This window comes from Mameliella sp. AT18, from assembly GCF_028807275.1.
In the GTDB taxonomy this organism is placed as follows: Bacteria; Pseudomonadota; Alphaproteobacteria; order Rhodobacterales; family Rhodobacteraceae; genus Antarctobacter; species Antarctobacter albus.
The window spans coordinates 1-13,816 of the sequence record NZ_JARAMO010000210.1 but is presented as its reverse complement, the minus strand read 5'-3'; the positions used below and the strand labels follow the sequence as shown (position 1 = coordinate 13,816).

General features: G+C 60.7%; 19 protein-coding genes. 16 read left to right on the top strand and 3 right to left on the bottom strand.

The genetic code is table 11. The features are described 5' to 3' along the window. Positions 1-1,765: 1,765 nt before the first annotated feature. Positions 1,766-3,526, bottom strand: coding sequence for an ATP-binding protein (locus tag PVW46_RS18445; RefSeq protein ID WP_274577102.1), 1,761 nt, complete (start codon positions 3,524-3,526; stop codon positions 1,766-1,768). A 698-nt stretch (positions 3,527-4,224) separates the two neighbouring features. Next, positions 4,225-4,854, bottom strand: coding sequence for a S24 family peptidase (locus tag PVW46_RS18440; RefSeq protein ID WP_274577101.1), 630 nt, complete (start codon positions 4,852-4,854; stop codon positions 4,225-4,227). 147 nt (positions 4,855-5,001) lie between these two features. Here PVW46_RS18440 and PVW46_RS18435 point away from each other — a divergent pair, with 147 nt between their 5' ends. Genes PVW46_RS18435 through PVW46_RS18380 form a run of 12 tightly spaced genes read left to right on the top strand, consistent with a single transcriptional unit; the run spans position 5,002 to position 11,774 of the window. After that, a complete protein-coding gene (locus tag PVW46_RS18435) occupies positions 5,002-5,259 on the top strand; it encodes a hypothetical protein (protein WP_274577098.1) in 258 nt (85 codons plus the stop codon). Then, positions 5,259-5,708 (top strand): hypothetical protein, encoded by a 450-nt coding sequence (locus PVW46_RS18430; RefSeq protein ID WP_274577096.1) that lies wholly within the window; start codon positions 5,259-5,261, stop codon positions 5,706-5,708. The genes PVW46_RS18435 and PVW46_RS18430 overlap by 1 nt, the downstream gene beginning before the upstream one ends. An 11-nt stretch (positions 5,709-5,719) precedes the next feature. Continuing rightward, the gene (locus tag PVW46_RS18425; protein WP_069210842.1) at positions 5,720-5,977 is read left to right on the top strand and encodes a hypothetical protein; all 258 of its coding nucleotides are present in this window, start codon (positions 5,720-5,722) and stop codon (positions 5,975-5,977) included. Continuing rightward, the gene (locus PVW46_RS18420) at positions 5,970-6,236 is read left to right on the top strand and encodes a hypothetical protein (protein ID WP_069210841.1); all 267 of its coding nucleotides are present in this window, start codon (positions 5,970-5,972) and stop codon (positions 6,234-6,236) included. The genes PVW46_RS18425 and PVW46_RS18420 overlap by 8 nt, the downstream gene beginning before the upstream one ends. After that, the gene (locus PVW46_RS18415) at positions 6,233-6,472 is read left to right on the top strand and encodes a hypothetical protein (protein ID WP_069210840.1); all 240 of its coding nucleotides are present in this window, start codon (positions 6,233-6,235) and stop codon (positions 6,470-6,472) included. The genes PVW46_RS18420 and PVW46_RS18415 overlap by 4 nt, the downstream gene beginning before the upstream one ends. Continuing rightward, complete coding sequence (locus tag PVW46_RS18410; RefSeq protein ID WP_274577093.1) at positions 6,465-7,346, top strand: ParB/RepB/Spo0J family partition protein; 882 nt, start codon at positions 6,465-6,467, stop codon at positions 7,344-7,346. Before PVW46_RS18415 ends, PVW46_RS18410 begins: the two co-directional genes overlap by 8 nt. Continuing rightward, the gene (locus tag PVW46_RS18405; protein ID WP_274577091.1) at positions 7,343-9,460 is read left to right on the top strand and encodes a transposase domain-containing protein; all 2,118 of its coding nucleotides are present in this window, start codon (positions 7,343-7,345) and stop codon (positions 9,458-9,460) included. Before PVW46_RS18410 ends, PVW46_RS18405 begins: the two co-directional genes overlap by 4 nt. Before the next feature lie 14 nt (positions 9,461-9,474). Further along, on the top strand, positions 9,475-9,702 hold the full coding sequence (locus tag PVW46_RS18400) for a TniB family NTP-binding protein (protein ID WP_274577089.1): 228 nt from the start codon (positions 9,475-9,477) through the stop codon (positions 9,700-9,702). A 6-nt stretch (positions 9,703-9,708) separates the two neighbouring features. After that, positions 9,709-10,224 (top strand): TniB family NTP-binding protein, encoded by a 516-nt coding sequence (locus PVW46_RS18395; protein ID WP_274577088.1) that lies wholly within the window; start codon positions 9,709-9,711, stop codon positions 10,222-10,224. Then, entirely contained in the window at positions 10,221-10,763 is a 543-nt protein-coding gene (locus PVW46_RS18390; RefSeq protein WP_232786171.1) for a hypothetical protein, read from the top strand. Before PVW46_RS18395 ends, PVW46_RS18390 begins: the two co-directional genes overlap by 4 nt. Next, positions 10,760-11,128, top strand: a complete 369-nt coding sequence (locus PVW46_RS18385) for a hypothetical protein (protein ID WP_069210835.1) — start codon at positions 10,760-10,762, stop codon at positions 11,126-11,128. Before PVW46_RS18390 ends, PVW46_RS18385 begins: the two co-directional genes overlap by 4 nt. After that, a complete protein-coding gene (locus PVW46_RS18380) occupies positions 11,121-11,774 on the top strand; it encodes a DUF3164 family protein (RefSeq protein WP_232786170.1) in 654 nt (217 codons plus the stop codon). The genes PVW46_RS18385 and PVW46_RS18380 overlap by 8 nt, the downstream gene beginning before the upstream one ends. A gap of 33 nt (positions 11,775-11,807) precedes the next feature. Here the strand turns inward: PVW46_RS18380 and PVW46_RS18375 are convergent, their stop codons facing one another. Continuing rightward, on the bottom strand, positions 11,808-11,969 hold the full coding sequence (locus PVW46_RS18375; RefSeq protein ID WP_274577082.1) for a hypothetical protein: 162 nt from the start codon (positions 11,967-11,969) through the stop codon (positions 11,808-11,810). Positions 11,970-12,026: 57 nt separating this feature from the next. Here PVW46_RS18375 and PVW46_RS18370 point away from each other — a divergent pair, with 57 nt between their 5' ends. The 4 genes from PVW46_RS18370 to PVW46_RS18355 all read left to right on the top strand — a co-directional run bounded on the left by PVW46_RS18370 (position 12,027) and on the right by PVW46_RS18355 (position 13,808). Further along, positions 12,027-12,473, top strand: a complete 447-nt coding sequence (locus PVW46_RS18370; RefSeq protein WP_274577080.1) for a gp16 family protein — start codon at positions 12,027-12,029, stop codon at positions 12,471-12,473. Further along, positions 12,470-12,733, top strand: a complete 264-nt coding sequence (locus PVW46_RS18365; RefSeq protein WP_069210832.1) for a hypothetical protein — start codon at positions 12,470-12,472, stop codon at positions 12,731-12,733. Before PVW46_RS18370 ends, PVW46_RS18365 begins: the two co-directional genes overlap by 4 nt. Next, complete coding sequence (locus PVW46_RS18360; RefSeq protein ID WP_274577078.1) at positions 12,730-13,113, top strand: hypothetical protein; 384 nt, start codon at positions 12,730-12,732, stop codon at positions 13,111-13,113. The genes PVW46_RS18365 and PVW46_RS18360 overlap by 4 nt, the downstream gene beginning before the upstream one ends. A gap of 68 nt (positions 13,114-13,181) precedes the next feature. Continuing rightward, positions 13,182-13,808 carry a holin-associated N-acetylmuramidase gene (locus tag PVW46_RS18355; protein WP_069210830.1) on the top strand — a complete coding sequence of 209 codons (627 nt, stop codon included), beginning with the start codon at positions 13,182-13,184 and terminating at the stop codon, positions 13,806-13,808. Positions 13,809-13,816: the final 8 nt, after the last annotated feature.

Sequence of the window (13,816 nt, the reverse complement as noted above, 5' to 3'; positions counted from 1 at the left end):
CACTGCAAAACTTAGCGTCACGCTACAACGCTACAACTGTTAGGTGACACTTATTCTTACAGTGAAGGCGGAAGAGGGGCGATGAAGGCGGCAGAAGCCGGATCGGCCAATGAAATAAGGGCTTTCACAGGGGTGGAGGGTGACCCAGCGCGCCGCACCGGAGTTTTTCAGTCACACACAAAACTCGGCTTTGCGGGCAGATTTGCGTCCCTGGGACCGAATCTTGGACTGTCGAGCTTTGGAAGGCTCAACCCCCTTTCAAACCTAGTTTAATTGGGGCGACGGGGCCGGTTGACTGACAATACCTGGATGATTCTGGAGCTGGAACTGGGACGGTCTGCGCCCGGTTCCAGCTTGGCGTCCCAGAAAGAGGTTTTCGGAAGTGAAAACAAAGCTCTGGCGGAGCTCTTGATGCATTGGGGGCTGATCTCATCTGGGACGTGATTTCGGCCCATCTTGAATGTGCATGATCACGATGGAATTTCGGCGCCTTGACCGAACATACTCTGTTTGACAATTCCAGTTCAAAGACAGGTTCCTGGGCGGTTTCAATATCGCAGCACTGGCGATCCCAGAGGGTTGATTTCTGCCGCTGTATCTGGTTTGTGTCACCCGGAGAAGTTCATGTAAGGATTTGGAATTGCTAAATTTTAATGGATTTTGCCAATGCATTGTTGTTGCGGTGATCGTAGCTCTTCCGACCGCCACGTTTTCAGAGGAACCGCGTCAGTCGTTCCAGATCGCCCAAAGCTACAGTTGTGGTGGAACGTGTGGTCGGTTCGGAAGCTGTAGAGAGGCGGTCTACCAGTGGTGCGTATGTGGATACAGGCGAGCGGATGGCGACGGTGATGGCGTGCCCTGCGAGTCGCTCTGCGGTCAAAGCACGCGTTCCAATCTAGAAAGAGTTAGGCAGTATATGCGTGAATTCGGCTGTAGATGAGCCTGAGCGGCAATCATGAGGAACTGAACAGCCGGAATGCAGAAGTAGCCAAGAAGACCAGGTAGCCCCAGCCTAAGATTAGCATGAGGGCAAGCCCTAATCGACGGAAACGAGGTGGCCGCTGGTTGACGTTGGCCGGACGGCCACCTCGAACTTGCATTGCATCCAAATGCAAAGGGACTTGGTTTCTTGCCATGCTTGGAACCTACACGCTCAAGGTTAATCCACAGTTAACTCTGTACGGACGGTGCCTTAACTACTTCTTAAGTTCGAACTACCTACGGTCAAGGTGTCTACAACGTTTTGGATTCTATCTATGCGCGATCATTCTTGGCTGCTTGAAGTCCTTTCCGACGTCGAACTGTATGCACGGGGCAACGACTTACACGATTTGGCGGAGGCGCTTCCCGCCGTGAGAAATCTGGCCAGGCGCGAGATTGCGGCCATTCCACCACGGAATTCTGGTGGCTTCCCTATGAAGGGAGAGAACTTTGTCGTCATCGCGGACACTGGAGAGCCCAGCACCTGTCCTGACCGATAGTGGTCGCAGACAACTGACGGGCTTACTATGCCAAACCAGATCCGCCGACGAAGATTGGGCGGCATGCGGTCTTTCGCTGCGCCAAGCATGAACGGCAGCAATGCGCAGAATAGATGCCGTATAGGTCGCCGCCCAGGATAAGCCGGGCGATTTTACCTAAGAAGTCCCCGGCGGACCTGCAAGCGGACTGAACCTGCTTCAAAGTGCTGAAACATTCGATGCCTTGACCTAGATTGTTCTAGCCTCAAGTAACGCCGTCCGGATTGCCGCGATTCTCTATCAGCTTATGTCTTAGAAATTTCCGCCTGTAATGCGACGTGTAGGTAGTCCATCACTCTTCGCTGAAGTTTAAACCAACCATCTTCAACATCCTCTATAAGTGCGCCATTGAAGTCTTCAATAAGGAACCTTCGGTAATCCTGCTCAGTGTACGAGTTGACTTCAAGATGACAGTGAATATTGCGATAAGTCTTAACCCGCATGAAAGCGTGGAAAAGAATGGGTAACTCAGACCGAAACTCACTGCTGTTCGCTACGCCCCCCCTACCCAAGCACTTGTCCGAAGGTTCGACCACATACTTATGAAGGTGTACTAGGAACGAACGCGCGCTGTCCTCGGAGTCGACGAGTGGCGTCTCCACAACATAGTGTCCCTTTAGGGAGTTGTTGCTCCTATAGAAGGTGAAAGTCCCAAGTTCTCTTCTAGATTCATTAAGAAGAAGCAGATCATCAACCAGCGCCTTGACCCTTCTCTTGAGCCAAGCTTGACGCTTTTCTATCGTATTGAATCGTTCGACTTCATCAAATGCAATTGCGTCTCTCTCTGCCGTTATGAGATATCTTTTGACAACTGGTATGCGGAACCTTGGCAGGTCGCCTTGATCGAAGCTCACAAGGCCATACTCTCTGATGTGACGGATATCCTCATCTCGACCAGTTAGGGTGGCGAAATCAGATATTTCTCCCGCAGCGAGTATCTTCAGCATCTCATATTCGTCAGGATACAGTTCTTTAATCTCGGCAACGACATGCCCGCAGTATGAGCTAAGTTCCGCATCGCGCCGTTTATCGGCGTCAGATATTTTCGCCAACGTTAACTGGAAAGGACGAGGCTGGTTCTCGGCTTCAAGTTCGTGGTGATGAAAACTGCATGCGAGGCGACTTAGTAGCGGGTGGCCACCATACTGTTGATACAGATAATCGATCGCTTCAACATCGAACTTCAGCCCCATCCTTGCGCCAAAAAAACGTACCATGCGACGCAAGCTCTCAAGATCCAAGCCTTGCAAGTAGTAGGTGTTGAAGATGCTAAACATCGGATTCTGAACCGTTCGCCCTGGGACAGAAATACTTTCAAACCTATCACGGTCGCAGACTGTTGGATTTACACCGCACACTACGAATGAAATCTTATCACACTTCGACTGGATTGCCCAAAGCGCTTGCCAGAAATCTATGAAATCCCCCGCCCAGTGCGGCTCAGTTGGGGAGATGGGGGAAATATATTCTATCTCATCGAAGATTATACAAACCTTCTTTTTTGAGGGTATCGCCTCAACGGCTTCCATCAAGACATCAAATATGTCACGACTGCCATCAATCCTCTTCTTGAAGTTTCTGCCGAACGCCCTGTCCAGCTCAGAAATGATCCGCTCAGCGAGATCATCGCAAGACGATTTTCTGATTGGTCTATTCTTGCAGTCGAATAGGATCGTTTCAATGAGGTTGGTTTCACGAAGCGCTCTCTGGACCTTGAGTAAGACCGAGGTTTTCCCCGTCTTCCTTAACCCAAAAAGCCCACTGTTCTGTGATTTCCTCACATTATCGACAATCGCGGCCACGATATCCTCACGGCCATAGAAGTATCTATCAGACTTTAAAGGAAGTTTGTAGTCGAACAGGTCTCGAATAAAGAGGCTTCCCTTGATGGCATTGATCAATGCCCATTTATCATCAATGCAAGCGTCAAGGGTTTTCTTACTTAGTGGTATAATTACTCGGCCTTCAGAGTTTTCGGAGGTGTACCTTGAGATCCACTCTTCCAAGTTTGTGGCCGGCGAGCAAAACAAGGCAACCGTCGGGTCGATTCTGCCTGCCAATGGTGGCTCTGAACAAATCTGATCCAACGCTTGCATGGAGCGAGCTTCAAGATTCTCATAGGGAGAATAGAAAAACGGGATCTCTCGTTCAAACCCAAAAGTGTCTGATATCTCTCGCGAGGGTCGAAGCAAAGCAACGTAGATTTGGGTGTTGACTAGTCTGGACTCTTTCTCCCAGGTCAGTGTGAACTGGGGCGCAATCGCGTTATTCAGCCAGCGCTTGTCCTGATCAAGTAGAATGCTCCGCATCACAAATCACTTTCCCTCTGCACCTCTGGAAGGCCTACACTTAACGATTGAGCAATTCAAATTCGAATCCATGTCCACCCTCTACGCTTTCGGCGGGTGTGTCGGTGAGGTCAATTCGGGACTTACGCCCTTAGCCTGCTGCGCTCCCGACGGTTCTATGCAGCGATCCGGCCTACCCGTGAAGAATTTCTCGGGTTATCGGCCCCAGAAGCAGCCGCGTTTGGGGCTGGCAAGAAACGATGACTTAGTCCCTGGAGCGAGCCATACATATTCACAACTCTCAGCTGTGAGTTTGATCCGGTCATGACCTGCGCCAGACCCGGATCTCCGCAGAGGGCCAGGACCGGTCATCCGCGGCTCCTGGCCTGAACGTCAGCTGTGGGCCGAGTTGCCACCTACCTCCACAAATGCCCGGACCACACAACCTCGCCCAAGATGTTCTGTGAGATCGCGTTCATGGCGGGGCCGGTATGGTACTCGGGAGGGTAGCGTTTCTGGTCAGGGTTGTCGCTGCGGGCGATGATCGTCGCGGCTCCTGGTATGAATTCCAGGCGCTTGATCCGCGTTCCGTTGTCGGGGTCGTTGTAGACGTAGAGTTTGCCCGAGGTGATTTCTTTCCGGTGCCGGTCGATCATGACCAGGTCGCCATTGGAGATCGCTGGGGCCATGCTTTCACCTTTGGCCGTGATCAGGATGCAGCGATCGGGGCGGATGCCGGTTTCGATCATCCAGTCGCGCGGAACGGCGAGGTGATCCTTTGGCGGGGCATCGAGGTTGACCACGCCGTGTCCGGCGGCGGCGCTGGCCTCGTAACGGGCGATAGTGGCGAAGCGTTCGCCGTCGAGTTCGGCTGTCGCTTCTGTTGCCCGAGGCGGGCCAATGTAAAATTCCAGCCCCAGTACTTCAGCGAGAGCTTGTAGGCTTTCTATAGCGTGGGGCCGGCCTTGTTCCGACCTTCTGTTCTTGAGGTTTTTGATAAACGACGGATTGCCAACCGCCTTCTGGGAAGCGGCTGAAGCAGACATGCTGTGCCGCTCTAGAGCGGCTTCTATCGCTCGAATTACTTCATCCATAACATCCGGCTAGCCCAGTTGGGCTAAAAATTAAAGAATGCAATTTGTGTAGCCCAATAGGGCTTGACCAGTCTAGCCCTATTGGGCCAATGTGCGGGCATGAGCAGCGCACGTCAAAAATTGATACGCCTCGCGACCGAACTGTCGGCGCATGAAGGCGTCACGCATTGGGCGATCTCGATGCGATTGTTCGGAAAGGGTGACTTCTTCCACAGGCTGGAAAATGGCGGTCACCCGCGTTCGGACACCTATGAGAAAGCGTTGGGGCTTTTGTCCCAGCGCTGGCCGTCCGACCTGGAATGGCCTGCGGACATCGAGCGTCCCGACGCCAAGACCGATAGTCAGGGAGTTGCCTGATGCTGACCCGTGCCGATATCGTCCTGCGCGCGCACATGATCGGCGCCGGCCTCACCGACCGTGAGCGGATCGCCCTGGGCGCCACGCTAATCGAGACGGTGATCGATCCCCGCTATCACCCCGAACTGGCCTACACGGTCACGCATCTGCGCGACCATGCCGAGGCGCTGCGGGACGCGTTCTTTGACCTCGAAACTCCGGATGGGCCTGGCACAGGCAAGGCCACCACTCACGAGCAGATGGGCCTGTCCGGATCCTGTGGCGCCCAGGTGCCACAGTCCCCTGCGCCGCGTGCCGCCAGCTCCTCCCGGTGGCGTGCGGCGTGGGACCGGATCGTCCGCGCTGAACGGTGGATCAGTGACAGCTGGATCGGCGAGGGGATCGCCGGTGTCTGCATCGCGATACTGCTGATCGGCGCTTTGTTTGCCCCCCTGTTCCTGCCCGTTTGAAGGAGCGTTCAATGCCCCCTGAAACCCGGAAAAACCTGTGCGACCTGCGCTGTCTGATAGCACAGGCTCGCGCCCATCGCCGCCTCGCCTCCACGGCTCAACGCCTGGGCCAGATTTTTACGGCTGCCCACCACATCGGGGATGCCCTGGTGCTGGAACGCGACGCCATCGACCTCCTCGATGCGCTGGAAGCAAGCGGCACGCTGATCGCCATCGAGGCCCTGGTGGCCAGCGCCACCAGCTATGCACGGGAGCGGCGCCATGTATGAGCCTTACCAGGTCCGGCAGAGCGGCTATGGCTGGGCCGTCTTCAATCGCCGCACGCGTGAGAAGGTCAGCAACCAGGTCAGTTCCCGGTCTGTTGCCGAGGATCGCTGCGACGAACTGAACCGCGAGGCGCGGCGCCGCCGTCGTCCCTGCATTTGCTGCGGCGTGTCCTTCATCAGCGAAGGACCGCACAACCGCATGTGCAACGGGTGTCGGCATGGAGCCGATCCCTTTGACCGCCGCCAGGGGCTGTCTGCATGAACCATGCCTCGATTAAGTCCGCGCGGCTGCAGCGTGTCCTCAAGGTGCTGAGCGACAGGCGCGAGCATTCCACGCTGGAGATCATGTCACGGGCCAAGGCGCCCGCCGTCAGCGCGATCATTTCCGAGCTGCGCTGCATCGGCGCGAAGATCGACTGTACCCGCCGCAGCGACGGGCCGAATGGCGAGTCCCGCTGGTACTACCAGATGACGAAAGGCCCACGCGCCGATGGGTAAGATCCTCACCACGATCACCGAACTGTCGGTTGACGAGATCGACATGGGCAATCGCCTACGGCCGGTCAGCGCCGCCGGGGTCGAGGCGCTCAAGACCTCGATCCGCGAGCTGGGGGTGATCAAGGACCCGATCCATGTCCGCAAACTGAAGAAGGGCGGCAAGATCGTCCTGTTGGCAGGCGGACACCGCCTGACTGCCGCGCGCGAGCTGCGCGACGAAGGGGTCGACGGCTACGAGACGATCAAGGTCACTTGCTGGAACTGCACGGACGACTTCGCGCAGTTGATGGAGATCGACGACAACCTGGCGGGCGCCGAGCTGTCGGCCCTGGATACTGCTGTCTTCCTAGCGCGCCGCAAGGCGGTGTACGAGAAGATGCACCCAGAGGCCAAGGCGATGATCGGTGCCGACCTTGTGGCGAAGCGATGGAATTCGGAGGAAACCGTTTCCGTCGCATCCTTCGCGGAGGCAGTTTCGCACACGCTTGGCATCACGCCCCGACATGTCCGCAATTTCATTCGGGCCGGTCAGGCTCTGGGCGCAAAAGAGGTCGTTGATCTTCGCAAGGCACCGAAACCGGTCGGTGTCGTCGACCTGATGCAGTTGGGCAAGATCGCTGACCCGGTCACGCGCTACGACGTGGTCGATCTCATGTCCAGGGGCGAGGCAAAAAGCGCCGCCGACGCCGTGCGCCAGGTGAAGGCCGCGCGCGGTGAAGGCCCTGTGCCGAAGGATGCCACCGACGCGAGCTACGCCCGGATGGTTGATGCCTGGAAACGCGCCAACAAGGCCGCGCGTCGTCGCTTCCTGGAGGAGCATGGCACCGAGGTTTGGTTGCTTCTGGACGAAATGGACAAGGGGTTCTCCGAATGACGACCGCCCCTGCCCAGACCTGGTGGACCGCCGCCGAGATTGCCGAGGCCCGGCTGCCCGACATGCCCACGACCAAGCGGCGCGTGAATGATCTCGCCCGTCGTCATGGCTGGGCCAGCCAGCCTGGCAAGGTGCGCCGCCGCAAAGGTCGGGGCGGGGGCCTCGAATACCATGTCAGCCTGTTCCCGACGCGGGCCAAGGTTGCGCTGAGCAAGATGCATGGAATGCATGACGCGGCCCAGGAGGCGCCCAAGCGGTCCCGCGACCAGGCCTGGGCGGAGTTCGACAAGCTGAAGGCGAAGGCCAAGGCCACCGCCGAGACGCGCCTGACGGCGCTGCGCGAGGTCGATGCGCTGGAACGCGCGGGCATGACCCGCACCGAGGCAGTGCGCGCCGTGGCCCGGCAGACGGGCAAATCGGAAAAGACCCTCTGGAACTGGCTGGCCCTGGTCGAGGGTATCGCGCCCGAGGATTGGCTGCCCTACCTGGCGCCCGCGTCAGGCAAGGGGCGCAAGACGCAAACGCCGCTGGATGACGCGTTCCTCGACCTGGTGAAGACCTACTTCCTGACCAAGTCGCAGCCGCCTTTGACCGCCGCCTACGACTGGGCAGAGGAAGTTGCGCAGAAGGAAGGCATCCCGGTTGCACCGCTCTGGAAGGTGCGTCGCACCATTGCCGAAACCGTGCCCGAACATGTGCAGGTCTACCTGCGCAAGGGTGCTCATGCGCTGAGCCGCTACTTCCCGCACCAGACCCGCGACAAGACCTACATGCACGCGATGGAGGCGGTGCAGACCGACTATCACAAGTTCGATGTCTTCATCCAATTCCCGGACCGCGAGAAGCCGGGCCGGATCCAGATTATCGCGATCTCCGACATCTACAGCGGCAAGTTCCTGGCCTACCGCCTCTCGGAGACGGCGAACGGGCACACGGTCCAGCTCGCCTTTGGTGACCTGGTCCGCCGCTACGGCATCCCGCTGCACTGCCTGATGGATAACGGGCACGAGTTCGTTAACAAGGTGATGACCGGCCAGACCGAGCACCGGAAGCGCTTCAAGCTGGTGCAGGGTGAGGTCCTGGGCCTCTTCCCGCTCCTGGGGATCGAGCTTCATTTCGCGACGCCGGGCTGGGGCCAGGCGAAACCCATCGAGCGCGCCTTTCGCGACCTTTGCGACCGCGTCGCCAAGAACCCGGCCTTCGTCGGGGCCTACACCGGGCGCAACACGGTCGAGAAGCCCGAGAACCACGGTGCACGGGCGATCCCGCTGGAGGACTTCCGCGCGGTCCTGGAACGCGAGATCGCGGCGCATAACGCCCGGCGGGGACGGCGGTCGGAAGTGGCCAATCAACGGTCCTTCGACGAGGTGTTCAATGAGAGCTACGCGGCCTCACCAATCACCAAGGCAACCGAGGAACAGCAACGCCTCTGGCTGATGCGGGCCGAGGGTGTCCGGGCGGATCGCAAGAATGGCGAGGTCTCGATCTACGGCTCGCGCTACTGGGCCGAGTGGATGTGGCAGATCGCGGGCAAGGACGTCACCGTTCGGTTCGACCCCGATGATCTGCATGCCGGGCTGCTGGTCTACCAGATGGATGGCACCTTCCTGGGTGAGGCGCCGGTCAAACGTGCGGGTGGGTTCCTCTCGGTGGCGGATGCCAAGGAACACAACCGCGACAAGAAGGCGTTCAAGCGCCTGACGCGGGAACAGGCCCGGATCGAGAAGAAGATGACGGATGCGGCCGCGTCCAAGCGGCTGGCGGCGGCGCGAGAGGATGCGCCGGGCGACGGGTTGCCGGATGCGGGTGTGATCCGCTTGCCCAAGATCCATCCGGCCGCGCCCAAGGGCGGGCGCCGCAGGGCCGAGGTTCCCGAGGAGGAAGAGCGCCTGACGGCCCGGGTCACGAAGCTGGAACAGCGCCGCGCCTCCCCGAAACCGGACGAGCGAGATCCGGAGGAGGATTTCGCAAGGGCGCTGGAGCTGGAGCAGATGCAGGACGACGGCCAGCCCATGACGCCCGAGCAGGCGGACTGGCTCGCCCAGTACCAGACAACCTCGGAATACCGCTCCCGTCTGCGGATGCACCGGGCGCTGGGCAAGAACAACGAATGAAAAAGGAGCAGAACATGCAAGGCGATCTGGCCCCCCTCCGCAACGTCGCGGCCCTGCTGGAAATGGTCGACCAGCTGCAGCACCGCAGCGTCACGCTGCCCGGGATCGGTGTTTTCTTCGGGCGGCACGGCGCGGGGAAGACCTCGGCAACGACCCTGGCCGCGAACGAGTACAACGCCCATATCGTGCAGGCCAAGAGTACCTGGACCCGCCAGCACATGGCCGACGTGCTGCTGGAATAGCTGGAGATGAAGGGGGTGCGCGGCACGCTGCCCCGCAAGGCCGACGCGATCAGCCGTGCCCTGGCGCTCTCCGACCGCCCGCTGATCATCGACGACGCGCAGTACCTCATGAAGTCCGGCATGATGGACGTGGCCCGCGACATCTACGAGGGCTGTTTCACGCCGCTGATCTTCGTGGGGGAGCCGGACTTCGAGGCGAACCTGACCAAGTGGCCGAACATCTACGACCGTGTCCTGGTCAGCACCGAGACCTTGCCCTGCAACGCGGCCGATGCTGGCCACCTGGCGCGCATCTACTGCGCCGGGGTCGAGGTCTCGCCCGACGTCCTCGACGAGTTGCTGCGCCTGACCGATGGCAGCGCGCGCAAGCTGAGCGTCAACTTCGAGAGGATCCGTGAGGCGGCGCGACGGCGGGGGCAACGCCAGGTCGACACTGACTTCCTGTCGCTGGTGAAGCTCCACGGGATCGGCGGCGCGATCAGCGCCCAGTTGGTCAACCAGCGCAAGCGGGGGGCGGCATGAGCCAGGACTTCCGCAGCCCGATGGAGCGCGATGCCTGGCGTAAGGTCGAAGGGCTGGCCGAGTTCCATTGGAAGGACCTCGAAGAGATGAACATGTGCGCCGAGACCGCGCAGAAGTTCATGCGCCGCTGGGCGCGCCTGGGGTGGATCCGGGTGTCCCGCAAGGACGGTCATCGCAAGATCTACGTCAACGCTGCCCGGGCGATCCCGGTTGTGCCGTCGGTCAAGGCCGATCCGACGCCCGAGGGAAACATGTGGCGCGCCATGCGCCGCATGCCGAACTTCACCCCGACCGACCTGGCGGCGCACGCCAACGCGGGCGGTGTCGAGGTCACAGTCGAGAAGGCCCGCTCCTACTGCCGGTCGCTGCTGGCGGCGGGCTACCTGAAGGTGCGCGAGACCGCGATCCCGGGCAGGCGTCAGCCGCGCTACCAGTTGATCCGCAACACCGGCCCGCAGGCCCCCGTGGTGCGCCGGGTCAAGGGCTTGATGGACCCGAACGAGGGCGAGTTCCAGCCGTTGAACGGTGGGACATCATGAGCGCGCTGGAGAAAGCCCGCATCGGCTGGGGGCCGGAGTTGCCGACCTGGATCCGCGAACTGGCCCAGGAATGCGACCGCACCAGCCAGAACAAGGCGGCGCGCCGGATCGGGCGCAGTGCCTCCCTGGTCTCGACCGTCCTCTCCCGGACCTACACGGGCGACATGGCGGCGGTCGAGGAGAGGGTGCGCGGCGCCCTGATGGGCGAGACGCTGGTCTGCCCGGTCCTGGGCGAGATCGACAAGAAAGTCTGCCGCGACTGGCGCGGGCGTTCGACCGCCTTCTCGTCGCGCAACACCCGCGCGGTCCAGATGTTCCGCGCCTGCAATCGCTGCCCCATGAACAAGGAGAACGGGAATGCCTGACACCCCCATGACCGAGCAGAGCAAACCCGGCGTCATAGACGTCGATGGGACCCCGCACATGAAGGACGCGAAGGGGCGGCTGCAGCCGCTCTCGACCGTCAAGGCCCAGGACCAGCTGCAGGACGAGGTGGTCCGCAAGGTGATCGGCTACGCCAGGGAGCTGAGTTGCCAGGTCAGCCGGTTCAAGAACCACACCTTCGAGGATCTCTCCGGCTTCGAGGCGCTGCTGGCGCAGGAGTACGGTGAGACGCGCGGCGGTGCGAAAGGCAACAAGACCTTCATGAGCTTCGACGGGTGCATGAAGGTCCAGGTCCAGGTGGCCGACCAGATCGACTTCGGCCCCGAGCTGCAGATCGCGAAAGACCTGATCGACGAGTGTCTGAACGAATGGGCCGCGGATGCAGGCGACGAACTGCGCGCTGTCGTGACCCGCGCCTTCAACACCGACAAGGCGGGTCAGATCAACCGCGCCGAGATCTTCATGCTGCTGCGCCTGGAGATCGCGGACGAGCGTTGGAAGAAGGCGATGGAGGCGATCAAGGACGCCATGCGCGTCGTCGGGTCCAAGACCTACGTCCGCTGCTACCAGCGTGACCACGGCGAGGCGCCCTGGGAAGCCATCACCATCGATCTGGCCAAGGCTTGAGGGGAGCGGGTGATGCACCGGACCTCTGTCAGGTCACATGTTCCAGTAGAAGGTCTCGTCGGGTTCGCCGGGCCAGAGCTTTCCCGGTTGGGCAATCGCGATGGTGGCCCCGCTCATTGCCCGGGCCTCGGCCTCGGTGTCTGCCCGCGCGTAGCTCTGCCGCCTGTCGGGCAGGTCGCGATCTGCCTGGATCATGATCTTGAACACCATCCGAAGACCTTCCGCCAACCGAGTTGACACGGGGCTACGTCCATGACCGCCAATATGATCCGCACCATCCACGTCGGTTGCCGCCAGCTCGGGATCGACGCAGACACCCGGCACGATCTGCAGTTGCGCCTGGTGGGCAAGGCGAGCCTCTCGGACATGTCCGACCATGAGCGCAAGCGCATCCTGGATGAGCTGAAGGCGCGCGGTTTCCGGCCCTCTTCGGGCAAGCGCCCCAAGGCGCTCCGCGCCGACCTGCGCCTTGTCCACGTCCTCTGGGCGAAGCTGGGCCATGTGGGTGAGTTGAAGGACCCGACACGGCAGGGGCTGAACAAGTTCATCCAGAAGCGGTTCGGCGAGGCGTGGGGCTTTGTCCCGGCCGACATCGACGGGTTGCGCGATCACGACAAGATCGACGCGGTGCTGCAGGCGCTAATCCAGTGGGGGAAGCGGGCGAAGATCGATTTCGACTGGTCGAGGATCGGCAAATGAAGAAGCCGCGCCACAGGGTCACCGATCATGCCGTCCTGCGCTACCTGGAGCGGGTGCAGGGCATCGACATCGAAGCTGTCCGGCGCGAGCTCGGCGCGCGGATCGACGCCGCCTGCGAGGGCTTCGAGGGCATGTGCGCGGTGAACATCGAGGGCATCTCGTTCCGCCTGAGCCAGAACGGCAATGTCACCACTTGTTTCGAGCGGAACCGCCCCGAGAAGGGCCACAGCGGCCCGCCCCGGAAACGCGACATCGAATGACCGAGCCGGTGGCATATCCGCGCCACCCGGCGCACCTGGATCCCTATATCGAGGTCCTGGGGCCGCGCATGGCGGTCAGCTTCCTGGTCATGTTCGGTGGCTCGCCTCTCTATTTCCCGGACGATCCCCGTGGCCGCAGTGCGGCCGAGCAGCTGATCGGCGCGGAAAAGCTGCGGGAGCTGAGCGGGCGCATGCCCTCGAACAGGGTCACGATCCCGATGCCGAAGAACTGGCTGATCCGGGCATTGCATGCCGAAGGCCTGTCGATGTCGCAGATCTGTCGTGCCCTGAAGACCAGCTATACCAACGTCAAGCGCACTCTCAGCGAGACGCGTGCGCTGCAGCCTCCGAAGGATTCGGACCAGCTGTCCCTCTTCTGACGACAACCTTGCCAACGTAAACAGCCGTTTCAACCCGGCATTCTGACCCCGTTCAACGGGGGTATCAGATGTCCAGGAAACATGACGTGCGCCGGATGGCCGAGGAGATCGTCGCCCGTGAGGGCGGGTTCGTGAACGATCCCGACGATCCGGGCGGTGCGACCAAGTACGGCGTCACGATCCACACGCTGCGCAACATCCCCTGGGGGGATCTGGACGGAGACGGCGACATCGACGTCTTGGACGTGCGCGCGCTCTCGCGGGAGCATGCCGTCACGATCTTCGAGGAGCGATACTTCTTCGGGCCGCGCATCGACGAACTGCCCGAGGCGCTGCAACCCACCGTCTTCGACATGTATGTCAATGCGGGCGCCAACGCGGTGAAGATCCTCCAGCGTCTGCTCTGTGAAATGGCACCTCCCGAAATCGCCATCGATGGCGTGATCGGTCCGCAGACCATCGCCGCCGCGAACCGGGCCTGGGAGCGGGCCGGGGCGTTCCTGGTCGACGCCTACGGGATCGAGCGGCGCAACTTCTACTTCCGCATCGCCGACCGGCGCCCGGCCAGCCGCAAGTACGCCCGCACCCGTGCCGGTGGCAAAGGCGGCTGGATCAAGCGGGCGGAGGAATTCATCTCGCCCGAGTACCACATGACCGATGCGCAGTTTCAGGCGCGGGTGGCGGCATGGGGCTGATCGGTCAG

Coding starts and splice junctions, on each gene's coding strand:
- PVW46_RS18440 (WP_274577101.1), bottom strand. CDS start 4,854: ATGTCTGCTTCAGCCGCTTCCCAGAAGGCGGTTGGCAATCCGTCGTTT.
- PVW46_RS18435 (WP_274577098.1), top strand. CDS start 5,002: ATGAGCAGCGCACGTCAAAAATTGATACGCCTCGCGACCGAACTGTCG.
- PVW46_RS18430 (WP_274577096.1), top strand. CDS start 5,259: ATGCTGACCCGTGCCGATATCGTCCTGCGCGCGCACATGATCGGCGCC.
- PVW46_RS18425 (WP_069210842.1), top strand. CDS start 5,720: ATGCCCCCTGAAACCCGGAAAAACCTGTGCGACCTGCGCTGTCTGATA.
- PVW46_RS18420 (WP_069210841.1), top strand. CDS start 5,970: ATGTATGAGCCTTACCAGGTCCGGCAGAGCGGCTATGGCTGGGCCGTC.
- PVW46_RS18415 (WP_069210840.1), top strand. CDS start 6,233: ATGAACCATGCCTCGATTAAGTCCGCGCGGCTGCAGCGTGTCCTCAAG.
- PVW46_RS18410 (WP_274577093.1), top strand. CDS start 6,465: ATGGGTAAGATCCTCACCACGATCACCGAACTGTCGGTTGACGAGATC.
- PVW46_RS18405 (WP_274577091.1), top strand. CDS start 7,343: ATGACGACCGCCCCTGCCCAGACCTGGTGGACCGCCGCCGAGATTGCC.
- PVW46_RS18400 (WP_274577089.1), top strand. CDS start 9,475: ATGCAAGGCGATCTGGCCCCCCTCCGCAACGTCGCGGCCCTGCTGGAA.
- PVW46_RS18395 (WP_274577088.1), top strand. CDS start 9,709: ATGAAGGGGGTGCGCGGCACGCTGCCCCGCAAGGCCGACGCGATCAGC.
- PVW46_RS18390 (WP_232786171.1), top strand. CDS start 10,221: ATGAGCCAGGACTTCCGCAGCCCGATGGAGCGCGATGCCTGGCGTAAG.
- PVW46_RS18385 (WP_069210835.1), top strand. CDS start 10,760: ATGAGCGCGCTGGAGAAAGCCCGCATCGGCTGGGGGCCGGAGTTGCCG.
- PVW46_RS18380 (WP_232786170.1), top strand. CDS start 11,121: ATGCCTGACACCCCCATGACCGAGCAGAGCAAACCCGGCGTCATAGAC.
- PVW46_RS18375 (WP_274577082.1), bottom strand. CDS start 11,969: ATGATCCAGGCAGATCGCGACCTGCCCGACAGGCGGCAGAGCTACGCG.
- PVW46_RS18370 (WP_274577080.1), top strand. CDS start 12,027: ATGACCGCCAATATGATCCGCACCATCCACGTCGGTTGCCGCCAGCTC.
- PVW46_RS18365 (WP_069210832.1), top strand. CDS start 12,470: ATGAAGAAGCCGCGCCACAGGGTCACCGATCATGCCGTCCTGCGCTAC.
- PVW46_RS18360 (WP_274577078.1), top strand. CDS start 12,730: ATGACCGAGCCGGTGGCATATCCGCGCCACCCGGCGCACCTGGATCCC.
- PVW46_RS18355 (WP_069210830.1), top strand. CDS start 13,182: ATGTCCAGGAAACATGACGTGCGCCGGATGGCCGAGGAGATCGTCGCC.